The organism is Pantoea sp. FN0305, assembly GCF_050113845.1.
GTDB lineage: Bacteria > Pseudomonadota > Gammaproteobacteria > Enterobacterales > Enterobacteriaceae > Mixta > Mixta alhagi.
Genome location: NZ_JBNJSN010000002.1, coordinates 500138 through 524288, shown reverse-complemented (window position 1 = coordinate 524288; position 24151 = coordinate 500138). Strand labels below are relative to the sequence as shown.

24 protein-coding genes and 1 tRNA gene are annotated in these 24151 nt (G+C 50.2%); 9 read left to right on the top strand and 16 right to left on the bottom strand.

What is annotated here, in order from left to right:
* Positions 1–86: 86 nt before the first annotated feature.
* From ACQE3Y_RS06540 to uvrY, 11 genes are all read right to left on the bottom strand, one after another.
* The gene (locus ACQE3Y_RS06540; RefSeq protein ID WP_426981129.1) at positions 87–1238 is read right to left on the bottom strand and encodes an aminomethyltransferase family protein; all 1152 of its coding nucleotides are present in this window, start codon (positions 1236–1238) and stop codon (positions 87–89) included.
* 24 nt (positions 1239–1262) lie between these two features.
* Positions 1263–1556, bottom strand: a complete 294-nt coding sequence (locus tag ACQE3Y_RS06535) for an acyl carrier protein (RefSeq protein WP_250652321.1) — start codon at positions 1554–1556, stop codon at positions 1263–1265.
* Positions 1557–1576: 20 nt separating this feature from the next.
* Positions 1577–2125, bottom strand: coding sequence for a 3-hydroxyacyl-ACP dehydratase FabZ family protein (locus ACQE3Y_RS06530; protein ID WP_426981128.1), 549 nt, complete (start codon positions 2123–2125; stop codon positions 1577–1579).
* Between the two features lie 3 nt (positions 2126–2128).
* On the bottom strand, positions 2129–2884 hold the full coding sequence (locus tag ACQE3Y_RS06525) for an SDR family oxidoreductase (protein WP_426974289.1): 756 nt from the start codon (positions 2882–2884) through the stop codon (positions 2129–2131).
* 17 nt (positions 2885–2901) lie between these two features.
* Positions 2902–3297, bottom strand: a complete 396-nt coding sequence (acpS, locus tag ACQE3Y_RS06520; protein ID WP_426981190.1) for a holo-ACP synthase — start codon at positions 3295–3297, stop codon at positions 2902–2904.
* Positions 3297–4940: a ShlB/FhaC/HecB family hemolysin secretion/activation protein gene (locus tag ACQE3Y_RS06515; protein WP_426981126.1), complete on the bottom strand. Its 1644-nt coding sequence runs from the start codon at positions 4938–4940 to the stop codon at positions 3297–3299. Before ACQE3Y_RS06515 ends, acpS begins: the two co-directional genes overlap by 1 nt.
* A gap of 56 nt (positions 4941–4996) precedes the next feature.
* A complete protein-coding gene (locus tag ACQE3Y_RS06510; protein WP_426974287.1) occupies positions 4997–7663 on the bottom strand; it encodes a filamentous hemagglutinin N-terminal domain-containing protein in 2667 nt (888 codons plus the stop codon).
* 503 nt (positions 7664–8166) lie between these two features.
* Positions 8167–8242, bottom strand: a tRNA-Gly gene (locus ACQE3Y_RS06505).
* A gap of 144 nt (positions 8243–8386) precedes the next feature.
* Positions 8387–8935, bottom strand: coding sequence for a CDP-diacylglycerol--glycerol-3-phosphate 3-phosphatidyltransferase (gene pgsA, locus ACQE3Y_RS06500; RefSeq protein ID WP_426981125.1), 549 nt, complete (start codon positions 8933–8935; stop codon positions 8387–8389).
* 71 nt (positions 8936–9006) lie between these two features.
* Positions 9007–10839 (bottom strand): excinuclease ABC subunit UvrC, encoded by a 1833-nt coding sequence (uvrC, locus tag ACQE3Y_RS06495; protein ID WP_426981123.1) that lies wholly within the window; start codon positions 10837–10839, stop codon positions 9007–9009.
* On the bottom strand, positions 10832–11491 hold the full coding sequence (gene uvrY, locus ACQE3Y_RS06490; protein ID WP_426981122.1) for a UvrY/SirA/GacA family response regulator transcription factor: 660 nt from the start codon (positions 11489–11491) through the stop codon (positions 10832–10834). The genes uvrC and uvrY overlap by 8 nt, the downstream gene beginning before the upstream one ends.
* 478 nt (positions 11492–11969) lie before the next feature.
* Between uvrY and ACQE3Y_RS06485 the strand changes: the two genes are divergently transcribed.
* Both ACQE3Y_RS06485 and ACQE3Y_RS06480 read left to right on the top strand, forming a co-directional pair.
* Positions 11970–12194 carry a DUF2594 family protein gene (locus ACQE3Y_RS06485; protein ID WP_085072161.1) on the top strand — a complete coding sequence of 75 codons (225 nt, stop codon included), beginning with the start codon at positions 11970–11972 and terminating at the stop codon, positions 12192–12194.
* A 67-nt stretch (positions 12195–12261) separates the two neighbouring features.
* Complete coding sequence (locus ACQE3Y_RS06480; protein WP_250652315.1) at positions 12262–12597, top strand: GlpM family protein; 336 nt, start codon at positions 12262–12264, stop codon at positions 12595–12597.
* Here ACQE3Y_RS06480 and ACQE3Y_RS06475 read toward each other — a convergent pair.
* The 3 genes from ACQE3Y_RS06475 to ACQE3Y_RS06465 form a co-directional block, all read right to left on the bottom strand.
* On the bottom strand, positions 12594–13208 hold the full coding sequence (locus tag ACQE3Y_RS06475; protein ID WP_426974376.1) for an acyl-homoserine-lactone synthase: 615 nt from the start codon (positions 13206–13208) through the stop codon (positions 12594–12596). The two genes, ACQE3Y_RS06480 and ACQE3Y_RS06475, sit on opposite strands and share 4 nt — an antisense overlap.
* Positions 13209–13337: 129 nt before the next feature.
* Entirely contained in the window at positions 13338–14060 is a 723-nt protein-coding gene (gene sdiA / locus ACQE3Y_RS06470; protein WP_426974284.1) for a transcriptional regulator SdiA, read from the bottom strand.
* Between the two features lie 615 nt (positions 14061–14675).
* Positions 14676–15374, bottom strand: coding sequence for an extensin family protein (locus ACQE3Y_RS06465; protein ID WP_426974283.1), 699 nt, complete (start codon positions 15372–15374; stop codon positions 14676–14678).
* Positions 15375–15669: 295 nt separating this feature from the next.
* Here ACQE3Y_RS06465 and cycA point away from each other — a divergent pair, with 295 nt between their 5' ends.
* The gene (gene cycA, locus ACQE3Y_RS06460) at positions 15670–17070 is read left to right on the top strand and encodes a D-serine/D-alanine/glycine transporter (RefSeq protein ID WP_426981120.1); all 1401 of its coding nucleotides are present in this window, start codon (positions 15670–15672) and stop codon (positions 17068–17070) included.
* Between the two features lie 79 nt (positions 17071–17149).
* On the opposite strand, the gene ACQE3Y_RS06455 is transcribed toward cycA, so the two are convergent.
* On the bottom strand, positions 17150–18115 hold the full coding sequence (locus ACQE3Y_RS06455) for a metal-dependent hydrolase (RefSeq protein WP_426981119.1): 966 nt from the start codon (positions 18113–18115) through the stop codon (positions 17150–17152).
* 80 nt (positions 18116–18195) lie between these two features.
* Positions 18196–18831: an HTH-type transcriptional regulator RutR gene (rutR, locus tag ACQE3Y_RS06450; RefSeq protein ID WP_426974280.1), complete on the bottom strand. Its 636-nt coding sequence runs from the start codon at positions 18829–18831 to the stop codon at positions 18196–18198.
* Positions 18832–19151: 320 nt separating this feature from the next.
* Here rutR and rutA point away from each other — a divergent pair, with 320 nt between their 5' ends.
* The 6 genes from rutA to rutG are packed head-to-tail and all read left to right on the top strand — an operon-like array spanning position 19152 to position 24149.
* Positions 19152–20243, top strand: a complete 1092-nt coding sequence (rutA, locus tag ACQE3Y_RS06445) for a pyrimidine utilization protein A (RefSeq protein ID WP_426981117.1) — start codon at positions 19152–19154, stop codon at positions 20241–20243.
* Entirely contained in the window at positions 20243–20974 is a 732-nt protein-coding gene (gene rutB / locus ACQE3Y_RS06440) for a pyrimidine utilization protein B (protein ID WP_426974278.1), read from the top strand. The genes rutA and rutB overlap by 1 nt, the downstream gene beginning before the upstream one ends.
* Positions 20975–21001: 27 nt before the next feature.
* Complete coding sequence (rutC, locus tag ACQE3Y_RS06435) at positions 21002–21388, top strand: pyrimidine utilization protein C (RefSeq protein ID WP_426974277.1); 387 nt, start codon at positions 21002–21004, stop codon at positions 21386–21388.
* A 7-nt stretch (positions 21389–21395) separates the two neighbouring features.
* Positions 21396–22223 (top strand): pyrimidine utilization protein D, encoded by an 828-nt coding sequence (gene rutD, locus ACQE3Y_RS06430; protein ID WP_426974276.1) that lies wholly within the window; start codon positions 21396–21398, stop codon positions 22221–22223.
* Between the two features lie 25 nt (positions 22224–22248).
* Complete coding sequence (gene rutF / locus ACQE3Y_RS06425; protein WP_426981115.1) at positions 22249–22773, top strand: NADH-dependent FMN reductase RutF; 525 nt, start codon at positions 22249–22251, stop codon at positions 22771–22773.
* A gap of 44 nt (positions 22774–22817) precedes the next feature.
* Complete coding sequence (gene rutG, locus ACQE3Y_RS06420) at positions 22818–24149, top strand: pyrimidine utilization transport protein G (protein ID WP_426981114.1); 1332 nt, start codon at positions 22818–22820, stop codon at positions 24147–24149.
* Positions 24150–24151 lie beyond the last annotated feature (2 nt).

The window sequence follows — 24151 nt, the reverse complement described above, 5'->3', positions numbered from 1 at the left end:
GCAACTATCTGCCCCTGGCGAAGCGTGAATGCCTCAGCATCCAGCCAACCTGCCTGCGTTAAAGTTTAATGCTGCTCTTTTGCCTGTTATTCGGCGTGGCGCGGTTTCGTGGCATCAATAAAACTGTGTTCCGTTGGGCTTACCCGCATACTGAGGTTGTAGAGGAAAGGCAGATTGTGCGTCATGGCTGCGATATCGCCGTGCGCGGTTTGCAGGATGAATCCCGGAATATCAGAGTAAGCCCAGGCTGCGTCGATCATCGCCAGGGCAATAAATGAGTGGCGGGCGGGCGAATAAACGCTTTTTATAATTTCACCCACCACTTTTTTATCAACCAGCACCTTATCATTCGCGCTAATTTCTGCGCCCGGAGCCAGCGGAATAATGCCGACAAGCTTACGCGTAACGCCATTGTGCGATATCGCTTCAACCGCCGATTTACCGATAAAATCCTCTTTACCGTATTCAATGGCCCATTGCAGCTGCAGCTCAACGGGATTACGTGAAGCGTCCAGCACATCCCAGCAGGGATTTTCAACCCTGACGATATGCTGATAATCCAGGCCGCCCGCTTTCAGCTGAAATTTCTCTCCGGTTTCCAGCAGTTTCAACCACAGCTCCGCCAGCGCGGCCTGCTCGCCCACCATTAAATAGGCATATTCGCCATGTTTACCGCAGCGGAGAAGTATCAGTTCCTCTGAGGTCTGCATAAATTCATGATAAGGCAGCCCGACGACATCAAAACCATACCGTTCCGCCAGTATTTCCCAGGCATAAGGCCCTTCCAGCAGCATCGCGCCCCACCCGGCATCATCCAGCACGTGGATTTCCGGCGTCTCCTGGATATCCAGCTCCTCAGCTTTCCCTAACGCCTGCTGTAAACAGGCAACCACTTCCGTGGAGGTCATGTTCTCTGTTAACAGATAATAGCCCTCTTCCGCGCAAAGAATATAAACATCGCCACGCAAAAAACCGGCTTCATTGAGTATCAGCGAATAGAGTGCCTGCTCATCACGCAGGGTGGCGACATCGGCGGACACGCAGTAATTAACCAACGCCCAGGCATCTTCGCCTGTTACGCTGACAATGGACATATGCGAGTAATCAACCAACAACGCATTTTCTCTCACGGCCTGATACTCAACGGCAGGCGCGTAATAAGAAGCAGGCAGCGTTTTATTATTGTATTGGCCCATTTTCGCCTGGTGAGCCAAATGCACATCATGAAGCACGTTCATCGTCTGTTCCCTGGTCGCTTTTTGTTATGGACGCTCGGCGGCTCTGTTCTTTTGAAGGATAAAAGAAGCAAGATTATTAATGGTGCGCATATAAGCAGGATCGTCGCCTTCGCTCACCTGAACATTGAAAACTTTATCCAGCAACACCAAAATTTCTGTGGCATCCACTGAATCAAGTTTCAGACCGTTGCCGAACAGCGCCGTGTCATCATCTATCTGTCCGGGTTCCCGATGAATATTTAACCGCTGAATTAACTCTGTTTTGATGGTGAGCAGGATCGCTTTGCGCTCTGCTATATTCTCTCGCATCGTATCCATGATGAGACTCCCTGTTTTTATTATTTCACTTCGCGATAATTAATTATGGTTCCTTTGCTGATCACTTTTTTCCCAACGTGAGCGCAAACGGAATAGTGCTTAAAGCCGTTATTATCTGAAAAGGCTAGCTGGCTGGTTACTTCAAGCGTATCGCCTGGATAAGCGATGCCTTTGAATTTAATATTCTGTGCGGCCAACACGCCCTGCACCTGAGCACGGCGCGCCCGAATAATCTCACGAAAATCGTCATCTTTTATTTTGCTACAAATATCTTGCAACGATTGCAGACTGATACCATAACGCTCATGATATATCTGGCATATATCGCTCAAAAAAGAGAGATACTCGCTGGCCTGGCCAAAAATTTCAGAAATAATCGCCCCGGGCATAATGGGATTATCGGGAAAATGCCCTGGGATATAGGGTTCATTATAGGTGACATGTTTGATAACCTGAATAAAACCTTTTTCACCATATTGATAGTTACTGATTCGGTCAACCATTAGCAAAGGCTGCCGCCAGCTGCCCATTTCCAGAAAAATGTGCGGCGGAATAAATAGTTTATTCATAGATCACCGCATCACCAGACCGCCATCTATAACCAGCGTCTGCCCCACAATATAACTTGATGCGGAGGAACTTAAGTAGACAATCGCGTTGGCGACCTCTTCACAGCGCCCCAGACGTTTCAGCGGAATGGTATTAATTACCTCTCTGACAACCGTACGCGAGACTTTTTTAACCATTCTGGATTCAATCATACCTGGCGCTACCGCATTGACACGAACGCCTCTTGGTGCCATTTCAGCAGCCAGCGTGCGCGTAAAGCCAAGAATGCCGCTTTTTGACGCACTATAGTTAATCTGCCCAGGGCTGGGCACCAGCGCCGCGATCGAAGCGACGTTGATAATTACCGGTTTCTCAGAGGCCCTCAGCAGCATCAGCGCCTCTTTGGTCAGCCTGAAGAGGCTCAACAGGTTCGTCTCTATCACGCTAGTGAATGCTTCAAAACTCATAGCGGCAAACAGGCTGTCTTTAACTATACCCGCGTTATTCACCAGAACATCAATGTTGCCTGCCGTGTTCGCCAGCCAGAGACAGAGTTGTTTTACCGCTTCGGCATCGGCTAAATCACATTGTTGAATATGAAGCTGCTCACCCTGAGGATGACGCTTTTTCAATTCCGCCAGCTCATCGCCGTGCGAATTATACAGCGCATAGACCTGGCACTGTTGCTGTAGAAACTGGATACAGATAGCCAGCCCAATATCACCGCTGGCTCCCGTTACCAATACGCTCTTATTGCAAAGATCGTTATACCTATACATATCCACGCTCTGTCAGATTAATTATGTGTAACCACAGCAACAACGGCAATAGCATATGTTCTACAATGCGATATCGTTAAAGAGATTTGTGCGCGGCCTTTTTCATTGAATAGTGTTTTTGCTGAGCCATACAGTATGATTTGTGGGCAACCGTATTGATTATGTTCGACCTCAATATCATGAAAACGGATCCCTTGACGAAAACCGATACCCAGCGCTTTTACCATTGACTCTTTTGCCGCCCAAAAACCAGCCGCCCTTTCATAGTCTGGGTTTTCTGCATTGATTTTATTTATTTCCGCCGGGGTAAAAACCCGTTGAAGAAAATCCATTTTCCATCCCGATATTGCTCTCCTGATTCTTTCTACTTCAACAATATCAGTGCCAACAAAAAGCCTAATTCCTGCGTGCATCATAGTTGATAAAATAAGTTAACATTTATTGTGAATTTATCGGTTTGCAGTTGCGCTGGGCTAAGCAGTGGAACAGAGAGCGATAGATCATAGCCCAACGATTTAACGCTGCCTTTTAAACCTGTTGTCGCGCCCATTAATCTTTGGGTCTTATTCTGCTGTTGAAACGAATGAGACATTGCCGCTTCGCCATAATCGAGACCGCAATAATATTCAGCGCCGCTTAAACCGGTAAGAATATTAAGGGTGTTTTGCAGGTAAAATCCTTTATCGCCATAAAGTCCGGTGCTGTTTTCAAACCCTCTGACGCTCCAGCGATTACCAATAGAGAACTGATCCTGTAATACTAAAGCTTCGGGCGTATACTGCATCCCCACATTTAGCTCATAAAACCCCTGCAAAGCGCGATATTCCAACGGTTTCAGGTAATTAATATCCAGGCTGAGTAACTGACTCCTTGAGCTGACATCGCCCGCCGCCATATCGGGTGAGAGATCCCCCCCAGCCCCACGGGTAAAACGTTGATATGCCAGGGTGCTGTTCAGCATGGCGGCGGCATAATTCTGTTTATAGTTAATACCCAGGCGGGCGTTGCTCATATCACGTTTTTGCAGCGTCAGTGTGATATCGCCCAGTTGATAATCAGATTTTCTTCTTAAAACCTCCATAAATGCAGTAATTTTCTTATCTCTGTCACGATAGATCGTTCTGGAGGCTTTAACGCTGGCATAGTGATTCTTCCCGCTATAATCAGGATTCAGCGTATCAAGATCGATTTTCTGATGGGACGCGCTATAGCTGTAAAAAAATTCATACTCCCAGTAACCCAACGGAAAAGAATAATAGCTGCTAATACTGTTATATCCTCCTGATACGCTTCGGGTGCCTGAGAGATAAAAGATATCGTTCAGATGCGCCAGATTCCAGACATAGCCTGATACGCTGGCCAAATTTTTCCCGGTACTTTTATCACCCCAGTTATTAGCGGAGGCGCGGAAATTCCATTTTTGTTGGCGGTTGCTATAGATGATGACGCGACTGTATCCATCTCGCTCCCCTGGCTCGATGTTTATTTTCACTTCTGTCCCCGGCGTTCGCTGTAAATTCTCCAGTCCCTGCTCTATGTCCCTGACGTTAAGAATATCCTCTTCAGCAAAGGGCAAAATAACCCGGGCAACAGAATTATTTTCAATAGTTATTGTTTCAATTCTTCCTGGAAGAATATTTAGTGTCAATACGCCAGTGGATAAATCCTGCGGCGGAATATCAACGCGGGTGGTAATATAACCTGTATTGATAAACCCGTCCTGAATATTATGAGCCAGTTTAATTACGCCTCGCTTTCCCAGGCAGCGTCCTTCAATGTTTTTTTTGAGTTTCCCCGCCGCTGACTTTTCAAGAAAATCATTATTTATGATAATTTTCTTTATCCTGAAACAGAGAGTTTCATCAGGAAACGCGATTTTACCTGTTTTTTTATTCCCAACGGTTGAAAAGATATCTTTTTTTGTTATCCGGCTTTGCTGACGAACCGTATTATCATTATTTTTCTGCTCCTTAATCAACTGACTCACATTGTTCTGCGCTACAACAGGAAAATGACACAAACTGAAAAAAAACAGGGCTACAACTTTCTTGTTCATTAATCAACTCAATACATAAAAGCGGCAAACCCTGCCGCCTTTATTGCATGCCTTAATTACAACCCAATAAAATTACCGCTATTTGAAATAACGCCCGCTTTCAGCTCCAGCCCTGCAAAGCCGCCCAGATAGGCATTGCTTCCGCTATTAGAAATATTTTTTACGCTGACAGCAGCCTGCCCATCCGTTAATATATTACTATAATTATAGAGGTTTCTGCCTGCCCTGATGGTTAACTGATCATTGCTGACAATGTTACCTTCATTATACAGGTCCCCTTTGATATCAATCGTTGTGGTTGATGCTCCCTGAATATTACTGCCCGAACTGTTTTTTACATCAGACTCGCTTTTGAGTATGATTTGGTTACCGGCCGCCATATCTTTATAATTATACAGTCGGCTTTTTGTGGTGATTTTTAAATCCTGCGCGGCGCTAAGGGTATTACGGTTAGAAAGGATACCTTGCACCGTAACGGAAGCATTCTGGTTGCCATTTATCCAGCCGTAGTTAGTAAAAGTGCTGCCCAGGTTAACCTGCAAATCTTTATCGGCGGAAATGATGCCGGTTGCATTATTATCAGCAATGCTGCCTGAACTGTAATTAGAGAGAAAACCGCTATCAACAGTCAGGCTGCCGCCGCTGTTTATCGTGGCATAATCATTATAGATAGCCTGTGTTTTCAGCAACGAAAGTCCTGAAGCTGCCATGATGTGGCCGTAGGTGTTGTTAATATGATCCCTGGCCTGGATGGTTAACTGACCCAACTCCGAAACAATACGGCCACTATCATTGTTTACGCGACCAGTGTTAATGGTGATGCTTTCTCTGCCAATCAGACCACCCTTTTGGTTGGGCATTGCTAAATAAACGCCATAAAAATCAGCAAAATCCTGAGCTTTGCTGTTATCCAGCATGTCAGCGGCCGTTATCGTCATGTTTTTATTAGCAACCATTAGCGCGGCGCTGTTATCCACTGAGGTTTTGGCATTGATATTCATATCCTGACCAACGAACAATCCTCCTTTGTTACTAACGCGCCTCGCCTGTAGCTCGATATTGCCTTCGCCAGCACTGATAATGCCGATACTGTTGTAAAAATCTTCCGAGAGATCAATATGAATATTGCCCGAGGTGCTTATCCCCGCCTGGCCATTCAGCAGAGATGCGGCTTTAATGTAAAGTTCTTTGCTGCTGTTTAACTTTCCCTGGAAGTTGTCAACAGCAGAGGTGGTAGTTATAGCGATATTACCTTTTGAGGCGATTTGACCGGTGCGACTGTTCAGCACATCGGCTTTGATCTGAATCCCGCCTTCACCAGCGATGATACCCTGGGAATCCTGACTAAAAGTGTCTGCTGTGCGCGTACTGCCGTTATTGATGCTGCCCCTGACCGCATCAAGATGGATATGCCCTACAGTAGAACGCAGAAGGCCCTGCCGGTTTTCAATATTCCCGTTACTGCTGATGTCCATGTCACCTGTAGCTTCGATGGTGCCAGAAGTATTATTAACTCTGTTCGCCCCAACGCCGACATAGCCGCCTTTGATCAGGCCATTGATATTATCCAGCATGCCCGTTTGCAGGGCCACGGCCCCGGCATGAATACCCACGGAATTGCCTTTCCCTGTATTGGTCATGATTTTATTATGGGTGTTTACGCCCAGCGTGCCGCCAGCAGATATTTTCCCATTGACGTTATTAAAAGTGCCGCTGTCAATATAGATATCTTTCCTGGCGGCGATATGACCCGCCTGGTTATTATTGATGATGCTTTTATTAGTATCTATATGAATAGTATTCTCGCTATTTATTTTTCCGGTGATATTTTCCAGCCCTTGCTGTGCTTTGATGTTAATCAGTCCAGCTGATTTTATTTGGCCATGGCTGTTAACAAGTTTACCGCTGCTATCAATTTGTATATTCTCCGTTCCGGCAATAATGCCGCTATTGCGTACCCCCACGCCTTTTTCGCTGCTGATCAGGCTTATTTTATTGGCGTACATTCCGCCAATAGTGGCAACGTCAATTCCATAGCCCTGCCGTCTTCCCTGAGCCTTCACCGTACCGGTAATTTTGCCATTTATGTCAACATAATTGTTGCCGGCTACCATTGACAGCTCCTCAGCATAGAGTTTGTCATTGACTACAATGGATCGCGCTAATATTTCAGTTGGCGAGGCACTTTCCAGATGTGAAAGCGTAACGCTGCCGCCATTTACCTGGTATCCTTTTAGCATACCGTTCTGCATATCTGGTTTGCCGGTGGTGACAGTAACTTTTTCTGCGTTAATAAAGCCACATCCCTGGCAACTGATACCGTTTGGATTAGCAACGATGACATGCGCTTTATTTCCTGCCACCTCCAGCCAACCCTGTAAGGCACTATGATTTTTAGAAATAACCTCGTTAAGAATAACTTTCGCTGCACCTGAGCTCAGGTTGCTGTTCCCTTTTATCTCTCCAGCCAGCCTGGTGCTGATGGCATTCTGGCTGTTGTTTAAGATCAACCCTTTTTTATCAACATTAAATTTGTCATATAGGTTATGTGAAATGCCGCGATCGTTCGCTTTGTTGATATCAATGACCGTTACACCCTTTACAACTGAAGAGGTCATATTTCTGTTATTAGCCGCTTGCGTCACGCTGGCTAAGGAAAGCAAAATACATGCCGCTACAGGATGATATTTGACGCGCGCATGCCCGATTTTTCTATTTCTCATATTCTTTTACCTGTTATAACTATCATTGTTTTCCATGCTGAAAGAACTGGTGCATAGAATGAAACAACAGATGTCCGCCGCTTCAGTTACTTATCACCTCTTTCAGGCGCAAATTTAATGGCCGCCATTAAATTTGATGTGCAATATTCCATTTGCTAACAGTAAATCAAACCACAGCTGTTAATATGCGCTAAACAGGCGCAGACTATTCACATCAGGTAAAACTTATAAAAGGATTTTTTATAAAGCACGCGTATCCAGAAAAAGACTGCCGACTCTCCGTTGCTTTAATAAGAATAATGTTTAAACGATACTCTTTTGTTCTGGCAGGGGTAAATCGTAAATCATATTAAAAATGAGTATTATTTTGCAGAAGTACAAAGGGATCAGACGCTGTCGGCCCAAAAGAAGAGAAGAGTGAGTGTGTGTGGTTTTGTAACGAAAAAAGGGCCTTACGGCCCTTTTCGGAGAATTGCAGAAAATGCTTTCTACAATTTAAAATCTGGAGCGGGAAACGAGACTCGAACTCGCGACCCCGACCTTGGCAAGGTCGTGCTCTACCAACTGAGCTATTCCCGCATTCATCAGCAACAAAGCACTGATTTTTTCCTCATTCGGCAAATCTATTACCGTCCGATGCGCTGCATTCTACTGCGCTGAACATCTGAGTCAACCAGATTATCTTTATGCGCTAGTCATTTGCTGTTTTTTGCACCATATCGATCAGTGTTCAAACAGATCGTTGCGCGCCGCGCTTAAATATTGAAACATCGACCAGAAAGTCAGCACTGCAGCAATATAGAGCGCCACCACGCCGACCGCTGAAACCAGCTGATTGGGATGCCACAGCAGCGCAACCAATGCCAGCATCTGGGCCATGGTTTTGACTTTACCGATCCAGGAAACGGCAACGCTGCTGCGCTTACCAATTTCCGCCATCCACTCGCGCAATGCAGAGATAATAATTTCGCGGGCAATCATGGTCGCCGCCGGCAAGGTAATCCACCAGGCGTGAAACTGTTCAGCCACCAGCACCAACGCCATCGCGACCATCACCTTATCCGCTACCGGATCGAGAAAGGCGCCGAAGCGGGTCGATTGCTTCCAGCGGCGGGCCAGAAAACCATCAAACCAGTCAGTAATCGCTGCTATCACAAAAATGATAGCGCAAACCATCGGCCCCCAATGAAATGGCAGATAGAATGCCAGCACAAAAAAAGGGATCAGCACAACACGAAACAGGGTGAGCCACGTCGGTATATTCAATTGCATAAGGTACGCTAACTGTCTGGCATGAGTAGGGTTTACCCGTATGGTGCTACATTGCCACAAGGGATTCAATGTTAGTGTTTTAACGAGTAAAAAATTTTCTCCGCCAGGGCGTGAGAAATGCCAGGCACTTTGGCGATTTCTTCAACCGAGGCGTTCATCAATGGCTGTAGGCCGCCCATATATTTTAACAGCTGCTGACGCCGTTTGGGCCCAACGCCTTCGATACTTTCCAGCGAGCTGGTATTTTTGACCTTTGCCCGCTTATTGCGATGCCCGGTTATCGCATGATTATGGGAATCATCGCGAATATGCTGAATAACATGCAGCGCCGGTGAGTCAGGCGGTAAGGAGAATCCCTCGCCTTCAGGCTCCAGGAAGAGCGTTTCCAGACCGGCCTTACGATCGCTGCCTTTGGCCACGCCCAGTAAAAGCGGATGATGTTTATCCCAGCTGACTTCCAGCTCGGAGAAAACCTGCTTCGCCTGCCCCAGCTGCCCTTTACCGCCGTCAATCAGGATCACGTCCGGCACCTTTTCCGGCTCCAGCTCTTTACCGTAACGTCGACGCAGCACCTGATTCATCGCCGCATAGTCATCTCCCGGCGTGATGCCGCTGATATTATAGCGGCGATATTCAGCACGCACCGGCCCGTTACTGTCGAAAACCACGCAGGAGGCGACCGTTTGCTCGCCCATGGTATGGCTGATATCAAAGCATTCCATACGGTTGATACGCGGTAATTTAAGCACCCCGGCTAACGCCGCCAGCCGCTGATGGATCGTTGATTGCTGGGTGAGTTTTGTTACCAACGCTGTCGCGGCGTTGGTACGCGCCAGTTTCAGATAGCGAGCGCGATCGCCACGCGGCTTACTCTGAATATGAATACGGCGTCCTGCCAGCTCACTAAGAGAATCTGCCAGCAGCTCGCGTTCCGTCAGATTAAAATCCAGCAGGATTTCACCCGGTAAGGTACGCGACTCGCTGCCCTGCAGATAGAACTGACCCACAAAGGTTTGCACCACTTCCGCCAGCTCGGTGCCGCCGGGAATTTTTGGGAAATAGCTGCGGCTGCCTAATACCTTGCCCTGGCGAATAAAAAGCACATGCAGACAAGCCATACCGGCATCGTAAGAGACGCCAATGACATCAAGGTCATCGCCCTGATTGGAAACAAATTGCTTTTCGGTAACCCGCCGCACCGCCTGAATCTGATCGCGCAGACGGGCAGCTTCTTCAAAGCGCAACGCCTGGCTGGCCTGTTCCATACGGCTGACCAGCATGTTTAGCACCTGGTCATCTTTACCGGCGAGAAACAGCCGCACATACTCGGTTTGCTGAGCATATTCCTCTTCGCTGACCAGACCTGCGACGCAAGGCCCCAGACAACGCCCAATCTGATATTGCAGACAGGGGCGCGTGCGGTTGCGATAAACGCTGTTTTCACACTGCCGCACCGGGAATATTTTTTGCAGCAGCGCCAGGGTTTCACGCACCGCATAGCCATTGGGGAATGGACCGAAATATTCGCCCTTTGCATGTTTAGCGCCGCGATGGATAGCCAGCCGGGGATGAGGATCGCCACTTAAGAAGATATAGGGATAGGACTTATCGTCACGCAGCAGCACGTTGTAGCGCGGCTGATAAAGCTTGATGTAGTTATGTTCAAGCAGCAGCGCTTCTGTTTCAGTGTGGGTGACGGTGACATCAATATGATCGATATTGGCCACTAACGCTTCGGTTTTACGGCTGGCAAGATTGCTGCGGAAATAGCTACTGAGGCGCTTTTTCAGATCTTTTGCTTTACCGACGTAAATAACCGTACCGCCACTGTCATACATCCGGTAGACGCCCGGCTGGCTGGTGACGGTTTTCAGAAAGGATTTTGCATCAAAAACTTCACTCACTACTGATCAACGACTCCGCATTAAACAGGCCATGTCGGATGGCCAGATGCGTCAACTCTACGTCGCCATTAATATTCAGTTTACTAAACATACGATAGCGGTAGCTGTTAACGGTTTTCGGGCTCAGATTAAGCTGTTCAGAAATATCTGTGACTTTCTGCCCTTTGGTAATCATCAGCATAATCTGCAATTCCCGTTCCGACAAACAGCTGAAAGGAGATTCTCCCTTTTCTGGTTCAATCTGGCTCAGCGCCATCTGCTGCGCTATATCAGAGGCGATATAACGTTGGCCCGAGTGAACCGAACGAATCGCACTGATGACCTCCTGCGGCGCGGCTCCTTTACTGAGGTAGCCGGAAGCGCCCGCCTGCATCACTTTTGCCGGCAGCGGATTTTCCGTATGGATAGTCAACATAATAATTTTAGCATCGGGGTTAAATCGTACGATCTTGCGCGTCGCCTCCAGGCCGCCGATGCCCGGCATGTTCATATCCATCAGGATTACATCAACCTGGTTGGTTCGACACCACTTAACAGCATCCTCACCGCAGCATGCCTCGCCGGTTACCTGAATACCTTTGATATCTTCCAGTATGCGACGGATCCCTGCGCGTACCAGTTCGTGGTCATCCACAAGAAGAATGCTGATCAAAAGAGGATTTCTCCGGAATGGTGATGTTTATGGGCGACACTTTAATTAACCGGCTTAATGTTACTCTCTTTCGTGACAGGTTTGAACATAATTCAGCGTTTTTTTGGGCGGTTAATTGCTCGCTCAGCCCACCGTTATTCTACCCGCAGCGCAACTATTTCCCCCTACCGATAATAAAGCGTTAAATCCGTTAAAAAATAAGCAGAAAATCATTTAAAATTTTAAAATGCTTTATATACAATGAGTTAAATTAAAACCACTGGGCACTTTTGCGTGACGAAATAAGGCTCTTTTGACCATTTCCATCCAGGCTAAATAGTGCAGATTTTTTATTTACCTCTGCGTTCTGAACAACATTTTATTGTTTACCCTGCATGCTCAACTGAGAAAACAGTCTCATAATTTATGTTATACTTTCCTGCTATCGCTGATTTGAGCAGTAGTTCAAATGTTTGTACCATTTTATCAAGGAGTAGCTATGGGTTATAACGATTTTAACACCTCGCATGAAGCAGAGAAGTTGGCGAATGAAGTTGCCTGCCTGAAGGCGATGGTCACGATGATGCTGAAAGGCATGGGGCAGGCCGATGCAGGTAAAGTGATTATCAATATGGAACGGCTTATAGCTCAGTTAGACGATCCAAAGCAGGCTGAAACTTTCGCTGATACCATTGGCCAAATCAAAGCTGGATACCGTCGCTAAAAACTTCAAACCCATTGATTTGATGCTGTTATTCACGCATGTTATGGATTTTGCCGTGGAGTGAACAATGGGTTTGCTGTTAAAAGCGTTAATCGGCGCACTGGTGGTGGTCGCGATCGGCATACTGGCGAAGAGTAAAAATTACTATATCGCGGGCTTGTTGCCTCTGTTCCCTACTTTTGCACTGATCGCCCATTATCTGGTGGCAACCGATAAAGGGGTAAGCGCGTTACGTACCACGCTTGTTTTTGGCATGTGGGCCATTCTGCCCTACTTGTTTTATCTCCTCTCGTTATGGTTTTTCATCGGTGCAATGCGGCTACCTGTTGCGTTGGCCAGCGCCGTGCTATGCTGGGTGCTGGCCGCATGGTTACTGATCACCCTATGGACACGTTGGCATTAGCGTCCCGATTGCCAGTTTATGGAGACGCCCAACGAAGGCAAAACCTCTTCCGGGCTAAAACGACGTGCGCCACGATACTTTTCCGCTAAATCGGGCTGCTTAACCGGAATCTTAACCGCAAAAAGGTTATCTTCAGATTGAATCAAGCCCGGCGTAAGCGGTTCGAATCCTACTTTATGCTGTTCAAACATCTGCTCCAACATCGGCGTAGCGGCACTGACAAGATAATCGATGCCTGCCAGCTCTGCCAATTGCACAGCATGCCAGAGAATGGTTAGCGGTAATTCAGCATCCACATCCAGTCTGGCTGAAAAACGCGACATTTCCCATACTGCTTCTTTACGATCGAACGGGACGCTGATGCCTTCAACGTTACCCGGTTCCTGCCACTGCATCAAACGCGCGCAGCCGCAAATGCCCATACGCGCGTGCCAGGCGATAAGCCAGCTGACATCAGAACGGTCAAAGCGATCATACTCCTGCCCCGGCGTGCTGAGCCGGGAAGGTATCGACCACCCTTCACCGCGTGCAAATACGCTATAGCGATAACTGCCCAATTCCGCCAATAACGAGGATGGCATATCCTTTAGCTGGGTTTGGATAATCTTCATCATATTCCCCTGTCGCACTCCCTCGTTTAAGCCGTATTCATACGGCGCTAGCCCAGCTGAAACCCAGGCCGAAGGGTAGACAACTGGTTAACCTTATGAAACTACTAAATTTAGTAGTTGCGCTAGCGCTCACAATAAACCCATTGCCGCTGCATAGCTGGCTACCTGGGTTTTATTCGGTGCATTGAATCGTTTCTGCAAATTTTTTTGATGAAAATTTACCGTATGGGGCGAGATAGCCAGAATCAGTGAAATTTCTACAGCCGTTTTGCCCTCCGCCGTCCATTTTAATATTTCCAGTTCACGCTGGCTTAAGGTTATATCTAAAATGCGCATTGAGACATCGTCTAAACGCTGTAAAGTTTGTAATGACAGATCCAAAAGATACTGTAGTCTTAATTGTTGTTCTGGCTGTAATGTCAACATATTCAGCGCCTTTTTAGAAGACGCAGATAATATACCGAGCGCTCGATTAAGCGCCATAAGCGAACAGGAAACGCCTGAAGTCAGCCCATGGGATTTTGCCTCTTGCCAGAATAATTCCGTGCATTCCGATATGGCATCTTGCCACAGTATAAATTTCCCCGGCAGCTGGCAAAGATCAAGAATAGGATCGATTGCATAATAATTTTCATTTTCGTATTGCTTTACCCAACCCTTTGGATAGGTAGTAAAAAGAAACGTTTTAGGGCGCGTAAAGGGAACAGGATGGCGGATAAGTAAAGCAAATTGCTCCAATCCCAACGCTTTAACCTGCTGCTGTAATATATCCGTTAGCTCATCAGTGTTATTCAGTAAAAAAAACAGTGCCTCGACCTCCTTGCGCCAGGCGAAGTAATCATCGAACGTCATTAAAGCCTCACCGGTACGCGAAGGCTACTCGCGCCATGGTTTAAGTCAAACTGCCACCGATGTAACAAAAAATTAAATGCTCTCGAAAAATTATTTTAATAATATTGGCTTAAGCGGTTGCGGATAAGATCGCGCTGCATTTATGATACGTTAAGAAAATGTGATATAATTGCTTAAGCTACACGCTTTGAATCCTTATAATTTAGTAAAGTTATATTTATCAATCTTGCGCAAACTCAATACTTTGTGCATAAAGACAAGAATAAGATTTTTCTTAAAACTATTCAATCCCCTTGCAATTTAAGCCACGTTGATGTGAAAAATCGTGACGGATGTGAAATTTTTTTCATAAGAAAAAAGCGACAATAATATTCTTTTGAAACAGCATTATAGCAAAACTCATAACACAGGCTGATTGTTAACACCGTAATTATTCTAAAATCTCCGCTTTTACTTAAGCTCTTCTTAATTCATCACTAATAATCTTTTATAAAAAATTATCTGATCTCTATTAAATGCCGCTAACCTTTTTCGTAAGGCTTTATACCATTAGATACCATAGAAAAAGCGTTAAATAGTCCGTTTTTCAAATAATTCTTTATAGGCAGCAGCCAGTTAGCGACAAAGCATGTAGCCTCGCATCCCTAAATGGAAATGGCTGTCATGCGCCGCGTTATAATTTGGCCCCAGCGCGTTGCCAAACCAGGCGCAGCTGCTGTCGAACCAGCGATGCAGAAGCGCCGACGCTTCGCCCGTTCTGTGCCAGTCTCTTCCCACGCTGATTCGCGTACCGTTTGCCAGGCGAAACGCCGTTATATCCCATGCATCAGCGGTCGCATGTTCACTCAACCTGCCCTGCGCACGGTGATAAATATTGCGGCAGGCGTAGCTTCCTACATGCTCGATACGTCCCAACGGCGATTTAAGCGGGCTTGTTAGCGCTATTTGATTTGCCTGAATCACAAACATTGTACTGCTTACCGCCAACGGACAGCTGGCCAAAAAGCTGCTGCTCAGTGTTACCCTGGCAAACCGCTGTATCCGAATCGGCTTTTCCAGCGGGCAGGCTCCCTTCATCGCAGGAGGCTGAGTAAAGCTGATGAATCCTGCCTCACGGGCACGCTGCAATACCGACAGACAGGCCGCAGGATCATTGCGCAGGCGCTGAAGCTTGTAGCGCGTAATTGGCCCTGGCGCATCGGTGACCTCCAGCGGCTTAAAAGGATCCCAGTGCGATGGCAGATGGCGCTGTAGCCAGGGCATGCTTGCCAGCGCGGCCAGAATTATAATCAGCACTATCGCCATGGTTTTCACCCGCTCCTCCCCCGATTAGCCGCTACGCTTGCCTGTTAATTGTAGCCTGTGGTCCAGTTTTTACTGTGAAAGTTACGCATTTTGTGGCTTTTTGCGGCAGTACTGCATAAAAGTTGTACCTTTTCGCTGTTTGTAAATAAATGATGCCAACTTCGGGCCTCAAATTCTGCAGGATTGGCAAAAACCATTAGCTGATAATCGGTTAATTACACTATCTTATGCCAACTTACCTGCCGGTAAGCCTGATAACTATCGGCCAGCAGAGCCGCACGACATCACAGACAGGAACCACTTCATGACAGATCAAACCAAAGATACGCTGCAAAACGCAGAAAGCCCGGATAAGCTCCGGCGTAGTCTTCATAACCGTCATATTCAGCTGATTGCTATTGGCGGTGCTATCGGAACCGGCCTGTTTATGGGGTCTGGTAAAACCATCAGTCTGGCGGGACCGTCGATCATTTTTGTCTATATGATCATCGGTTTTATGCTGTTCTTTGTGATGCGCGCGATGGGCGAGCTATTGCTCTCCAATCTTGAATATAAATCTTTCAGCGATTTCGCCGCTGACCTGCTTGGCCCGTGGGCCGGTTATTTTACCGGATGGACCTACTGGTTCTGCTGGGTGGTGACCGGCATAGCCGACGTGGTCGCCATCAGCTCTTATTTCCAGCTCTGGTTCCCCGATTTCTCTATCTGGATGAGCGCCCTGCTTTGTGTTGTGGCCTTTCTGGCGCTTAACATTGTTACGGTTAAGCTGTTTGGCGAGCTGGAGTTCTGGTTTGCCATTATCAAAATCGTGGCCATCGTTGCGTTGATTGTTACCGGCATTGTCCTGGTGGCGATGCATTACCCTTCTCCGGGCGGCGGCACGGCTTCGCTGTCGAATATCTGGAATGAAGGCGGTATGTTCCCGAAAGGATTAAGCGGCTTCTTTGCCGGTTTCCAGATTGCTGTATTTGCTTTTGTCGGCATTGAACTGGTAGGCACCGCCGCAGCTGAAACGCACGACCCGCATAAGGTATTGCCGCGGGCAATTAATGCCATTCCGATTCGCGTTATTATGTTTTATGTGCTGGCGCTAATGGTGATTATGGCGGTAACGCCCTGGACGCACGTAGTCGCCGACCGCAGTCCATTTGTAGAAATGTTTATGTTGATTGGCCTGCCAGCGGCGGCCAGCATCGTGAACTTTGTAGTATTAACCTCTGCCGCCTCCTCGGCTAACAGCGGTATTTTCTCCACCAGCCGGATGCTGTACGGCCTTGCAGAACAGGGTGTGGCGCATCGCGCCTTTGGTCGTCTCTCAGCACGCGCGGTACCGACTGCAGGTCTGCTTTTCTCCTGCCTCTGTCTGCTGATTGGCGTGGCGCTGATTTACCTGATTCCGAATGTCATGACCGTGTTTACCATGGTCACTACCGTTTCGGCCATTCTTTTTATGTTTGTCTGGAGCATCATCCTCTGCTCTTACCTCGCCTATCGTAAAAAATATCCGCAGCGTCATCAGCAGTCGCGCTTTAAAATGCCGCTGGGCAAGCTGATGTGCTGGGTATGTATGGCTTTCTTCGTGTTTGTCATTGTTCTGCTGACGCTACAGGAAGATACGCGCCAGGCGCTGATGGTTACGCCGCTGTGGTTTATTCTGCTGGGCATCGGCTGGTGGCTGCGTAGCCGTAAGGCAGCGGTGCGTTAACACCGTCCTGTTGCCAGAGTGACGTTCTGATACTGACAGCTTGTCAGCTCAGGGGCGAACGCAAGTTCGCCCCTTTTCGTTACAGACGCTGACGAAAGTGCCGCCACGTTTGCGTCAGTGAGGGTCTTGACGAAGCGAGCCGTGAAGGATGAGGGTTACGCGCCTGCGGAGCGCCCAGATCAAAAGTAAAGGTGAAATCTGGCGCTTCGCCCATACGCAAATCACTGATAAACAGTTTGCCGTCGCGCTGCTGCATGGCAAAAAAACCATGGCTAAACCAGGCGACACGCTCAACATGCGCATCTCCTTTCAGCTGTTGGTAGAGCGCAGCGCCACGATCGTGCATGCTAAGCTGCAGCGGTCGATGCGGCGCCAGCAGCGACCAGTAGCCCTCGTAGTAGTGCTCGGGCGTGACGGCGACTACGCGCCATACCAGCGTATTAAAAGCGGTGGGCGTTACCAGTAAATGAGACTTAACGTCCAGCTGATGCGCCACCTGCGGAGCCACCTGATAAAGCGCAATTCCCTGCGCCGCCATGCTCCATAACAGATAGCCTGTACTGAGCGTCAAACCGGCGCGGCTCCAGCGCGGTTCGCGACGCCACAGGGCAACAATCAGGCAAATTATCAGCGGCAGCGTATACAGCGGATCGACAATATAAATGCTGCCAATAGCCCAGGGGTAATCGGTAAAGGGCAGCCCCAGCTGGGTGCCATATACGGTCATCAGATCGAGCAACGGGTGGGTGATCAACGCCAGCCAGACAGCAGGCCACCACTGGATCCACTGAAAGCGCTGTTTGACCACGCCGGCAAGCAGCCACGCCAGCAACGGTGAAAGCAACGTTAACCAGACCAGCGCATGGCTTTCGGTGCGATGCAGAGTCATATTGCGGATTGCATCACCGTGATCGAGAAAAACATCCAGATCGGGCAAGGTGCCGCAAAATCCGCCCACCAGCGCCGACTTCCAGAGCGGCGCTTTGCGCCCCATGACCGCCATGCCTACCGAGGCGCCCAAAACCAATTGCGAAACGGAATCCATGCTTGCTCCTGGGTTGCAACCTAACGCTATAAGCCTGGCGTAATTCCGTTTCGCTGAAGGTAAAGTTTTTTAATCACCTCTCAGCGCACGCGAATGCCTTCAATCACCATATGCTGCACGTTGCGCACCGCCTGGTTAAAAAACTCTTCGTCATTCAGCGTCTGACCGGTTATCGCCTCTACCTGAACGGCAAAATCTGCGTAGTGTTGTGTGGTGGCCCACAGCATAAACACCAAATGCTGCGGCTCTACCGGCGCCAGCCGCTTTTGCGCCACCCAGTTTTCAATCACCTGCGATTTTTCATCTATCAACGCTTTAAGGTCGCTCTCAAGCTCGGCTTTCAGCAGCGGCGCGCCCTGCAGCATTTCCAGACAGAACAGTCGCGAAGCCTGGGGATGATCGCGCGATACCTCCATTTTCAGCTGGATATAGTGGCGAATCGCTGCCAGCGGCTCGTGATCTTCACGCAGCGCACGCAGCGGCGCTAACCAGACATCAAGGATCTCTTTCAGTACCGCGATATAGAGCGCTTCTTTAGAGGGAAAATAGTAAAGCAGATTGGTTTTTGATATACCGGCGCGCTCGGCCACTTTATCGAGGCGGGTGCCATGCATACCAAACTGCGAGAAGTATTCCAGCGCCGCGTTAAGAATGGCTGAACGCTTTGCCGCTGCTGCCTGTGAACGGCGTGTTGGTGCCTTATTTACCACTTTCACCCTGATCCTTTTTCTGAACAATGCCCGCGCTGCATCTTAGCAGCTGGTCGGTTCAGTTAAGAAGTAATTAACCGATCTCATTACCTGCTGATAGCAGATAGTGCCTTGCCTGATTTCTGTGCAGCAGGTTTTGACCAAATGGTCTGTTTTAGCGCATCGCCTGGCTGCTTCCGTTGCTGCACTTGTTAATTCCAGTTTGATATCAATTAGTTAAAAATATGGCACACCTCTTGCTTTAGTTGCCTTACGCGCCGCCGGAACAGGAAAGGCAGGAAGCCCCGCAGCGCACGTTGGTTAAACCACTTCCACGAGGGCTTCATATGAAAATTGGCGTTTTTATCCCGGTAGGTAATAACGGCTGGCTGATTTCCAGTCATGCGCCGCAGTACATGCCGACCTTTGCGCTGAACAAAGCGATTGTGCAGAAAGCGGAGCATTACCATTTCGATTTTGCTTTATCAATGATCAAACTGCGCGGTTTTGGCGGTAAAACTGAGTTCTGGGATCATAACCTGGAGTCCTTCACCCTGATGGCGGCGCTGGCCGCTGTGACCACGCGCATCGAAATCTATGCCACCGCTGCCACTCTCACTTTGCCGCCCGCTATTGTGGCGCGCATGGCCGCAACTATCGACTCGGTTGCGGAGGGACGTTTTGGCGTTAACCTGGTTACCGGTTGGCAGAAGCCAGAGTATGAACAGATGGGACTGTGGCCGGGCGATGACTATTTCTCGCGCCGTTACGACTATCTGACCGAATACGTTACGGTGTTACGTGACCTCTGGGGCAGCGGCAAATCCGATTTGAAAGGCGAATTTTTTACCATGAATGACTGTCGCCTGAGTCCTCGCCCGCAAAAAGCGATGAAGGTGATCTGCGCCGGTCAAAGCGACGCCGGAATGGCCTTTTCCGCCCAGCACGCTGACTATAACTTCTGCTTTGGCAAAGGGGTTAATACCCCGGCCGCCTTTGCGCCAACGGCAGCCCGCATGAAAGCCGCTGCAGAGACCGCCGGGCGCGACGTCGGTTCGTTTGTGCTGTTTATGATTATCGCCGATGAAACGGACGAGGCGGCGCGCGCAAAATGGGAACACTATAAGGCGGGCGCGGATGAGGAAGCCCTGGCCTGGCTTACCACTCAAAGCCAGCAGGACAAGCGTTCCGGCAGCGATACCAACGTGCGCCAGATGGCCGACCCCACCTCCGCAGTGAATATCAATATGGGCACGCTGGTGGGTTCGTATGCCAGCGTTGCGCGTATGCTGAATGAGGTCGCTGCCGTTGAGGGGACGCAGGGCGTGTTGTTGACCTTTGATGATTTTCTGCAGGGCATTGAGGCCTTTGGCGAGCATATTCAGCCGTTGTTAGCCTGCCGGACACACGTTATCGCCGCAGCGCAGGAGGTAGCCTGATGAACACGGTTATTTGTAGCAGCGTCAGCCAGCAGGCGACCGTTACGCTGCCCGCCCGTCCTGAAAACATTGCTCTCCCGCCAGCGCAAACGGCGCTGATTGTGGTGGATATGCAGAATGCCTACGCCACGCCTGGCGGCTACCTTGACCTGGCGGGCTTTGACGTTTCCGCCACCCAGTCGGTAATTGAAAATATTGCCGTCGCCGTACAGGCCGCGCGCGCCGCCGGCATTCAGATTATCTGGTTTCAGAATGGCTGGGACCCGCAGTACGTTGAAGCCGGGGATGCCGGCTCGCCTAATTACCATAAATCCAACGCATTAAAAACCATGCGCAAACAGCCGCAGCTACAGGGCAAACTGCTGGCCAAAGGCGGGTGGGACTATGCGCTGGTGGATCGTCTTCAGCCGCAGCCGGGCGATATTGTGCTGCCCAAGCCGCGCTATAGCGGCTTTTACCACACCCCGCTTGACGGCATGCTGCGCAGTCGCAACATCCGCCACCTGGTTTTCACCGGCATCGCCACCAATGTTTGTGTGGAATCGACGCTGCGCGACGGCTTTTTCCTGGAATATTTCGGCATCGTTCTGGAAGACGCGACTTATCAGGCAGGCCCAGCTTTTGCCCAACAGGCAGCGATTTTTAACATTGAGACTTTTTTCGGCTGGGTTTCCGATGTGAATACCTTTTGCGCCACGCTGGCTGAACCAGCGCTTAAGCGCCCGGCCTGAACCATTGCACCCACAGGAGCTATCGTCATGCCTAAACATGTGATTATTCCACCCGGCAGTGGAACCCCTATCGCCCCTTTTGTGCCCGGCACGCTGGCGGACGGCGTGGTGTATGTCTCAGGTACGCTGCCCTTCGATCGCGAAAACAATGTGGTTCATGTGGGCGATCCCGCCGCGCAGACGCGTCACGTCCTGGAAACCATTAAAAGCGTGATCGAAACGGCAGGCGGCACCCTGGAAGATGTGACCTTTAATGCGATTTTCCTTACCGACTGGAGCCACTACGCCACCATAAATCAGGCGTATGCCGAATACTTTCCGGGCGATAAACCGGCCCGTTTCTGTATTCAGTGCGGGCTGGTAAAACCAGAGGCGCTGGTAGAAATCGCCTCCACTGCGCATATCGCTAAGTGAGGCGCCAATGCATCTGGATATTACGGGCCTGCGCGGAGACTACGCACCGGTGCTGGTACTTGCGGCTGGCTTAGGCGGGCTGGGCAGCTTTTGGCTACCGCAGTTAAACGCGCTACGTGGACGCTATCGGGTCGTGAGTTACGACCAGCGCGGCACCGGCCGCAATGCTGACCGGCTGCCTGAAGGCTACAGCCTGCAGGATATGGCCGCCGAGCTGGCAGAAAGTTTGCGGCTGGCAGGCATTGAGCGTTTCGATCTGTTGGGACATGCGCTGGGTGGCCTGATTGGGCTACAGCTGGCGCTGGACTATCCCACACGCGTCAAACGCATTGTGGTAGTGAACGGCTGGCTTAGCCTTGATGCACATACGCGCCGCTGTTTTCGTGTTCGTCAGGATCTGTTGCTTAACGCAGGCGTTGAAGCCTGGGTGCGGGCGCAGCCGCTGTTTCTCTATCCTGCCGACTGGCTTTCCGCCCATCAGGCACGTATTGAGGCGGAAGATGCGCTGCACTGCGCCCATTTTCAGGGCATGGAAAACCTGCTGCTGCGCCTGCATGCGCTGATGAGCGCCGACTTTCGTTCGTTTGCCGCCGCCATCACCCAACCAGTGCTGGCGCTGTGCAGCCGCGATGACCTGCTGGTGCCCTGGATCTGCTCACAGCAGCTGTGCGAGGCGCTGCCCAACGCCACGTTCCGGCAAATGAACTGGGGCGGACATGCGATGAGCGTGACCGATAGCCCGGCCTTCAACGCGCTGCTGCTGGCATGGCTTGAGGCTACGCCTGACACCATGCAACCCACATCCGATGCGCTGCCAGAAACGCTGCGCAGCTAAACCGCTTACCACATAAGGAGTGATCATGTCGCATACCGCTTTATCCCCTGCGCTTTCCGCCGTGGAGAAACAGGATTTTCGTAACGCGATGGCACGCCTCGGTGCTGCCGTCAATATCATCACTACGGATGGGCCCGGTGGCCGCGCCGGTTTTACCGCATCGGCCGTTTGCAGCGTCACGGATTCGCCGCCGACGCTGCTGGTTTGCCTGAACCGCTCCGCCTCGGTATGGCCCTCGTTTATGCAAAACCAGGTGCTGTGCGTAAATATCCTTGCGGCGGAACATGAGGCGCTGTCGAACCTGTTCGGCGGTAAAACGCCGATGGCGGAGCGTTTTATTGCCGCAGAATGGTCCACGCTGCTCACTGGCGCACCGATACTGAACGGGGCCGTGGCCTCTTTCGACTGCCGCATCAACCAGACGATTAGCGTCGGTACGCACGATATCCTGTTTTGCGAAGCGCAGGCGCTGGTTTGTAATCAACATGGCGCTGGCTTGATCTATTTCGATCGCGGCTATCACCATCTGTTACGGCAGGAAGCCCGTTAACCCCGCTGCGGCGGCTCATCCCTTTTCCCCTGCAGGAGAAAATAATGGCGCATTCCTGGTTTCCTCAATGGCATAAAAAAACGGCGATAAGCGAAGATGGCGTTATCGCCCCGGATGAGACGCTGCCACTGGGGCAGACAGTGATCCTCGGCCTGCAACATGCGGTGGCAATGTTTGGCGCAACCGTGTTAATGCCGCTCCTCATGGGGCTGGACCCCAATCTCGCCATCATGATGTCCGGCATTGGCACTCTGCTGTTTTTTCTGGTGACCGGCGGGCGAGTGCCTAGCTACCTCGGCTCCAGCGCCGCCTTTGTTGGCGTGGTGATTGCCGTTACCGGCTTTAACGGGCAGGGCCTTAATCCGCATTTAGGCGTCGCGCTGGGAGGCATTATCGCCTGCGGTCTGCTTTATACCTTGATTGGCATGGTGGTGGTCAAAGCGGGCACGCGCTGGATTGAACGGCTTATGCCGCCGGTGGTCACCGGCGCGGTGGTGATGGCGATCGGGCTGAATCTGGCGCCTGTAGCGGTGCGCAGCGTCTCCGCGTCGGTATTTGACAGCTGGATGGCGGTGCTGACCATTCTCTGTATCGGCACGGTAGCGGTGTTTACCCGTGGCATGGTACAGCGTCTGCTGATCCTGGCAGGGCTTATTATTGCCTGGGCGCTCTATGCGTTGTTGACCAACGGGTTTGGTCTCGGCAAGCCGGTTGATTTTAATCCGATTGCCAGCGCGCCATGGTTTGGTTTTCCGCAGCTTACCGCGCCGGTTTTTTCAGTGTCAGCTATCACCATGATCGCGCCGGTGGCGGTTATTTTGGTGGCGGAAAATCTTGGGCATATCAAAGCAGTGGCGAGCATGACCGGACGTAACCTCGACCCCTATATCGGACGCGCCTTCATCGGCGACGGGCTGGCAACCCTGCTTTCCGGCAGCGTTGGCGGTAGCGGCGTCACCACCTATGCAGAAAACATCGGCGTGATGGCGGTTACGCGCGTTTACTCCACGCTGGCTTTTGTGGCCGCGGCGTTAATCGCCTTGTTCCTTGGCTTCTCACCAAAATTTGGCGCGCTGATCCATACCCTTCCCGCGCCGGTCATTGGCGGAGCCTCAATCGTGGTGTTCGGTCTGATCGCCGTAGCGGGCGCGCGCATTTGGCTGCAGAATCAGGTTGATCTGAGCAAGAACGGCAATTTGATTATGGTTGCAGTTACGCTGGCGCTGGGCGCAGGCGACTTCTCGCTGAAAATCGGTGCCTTTACGCTCGGCGGAATCGGCACCGCCACCTTCGGGGCAATTATGCTGCATGCCATCCTGCGTTATCGCCGCAGTTCGTCCTTTAGCGAGGCGGAGATCCTGCGGCAGAATCGTTAGCT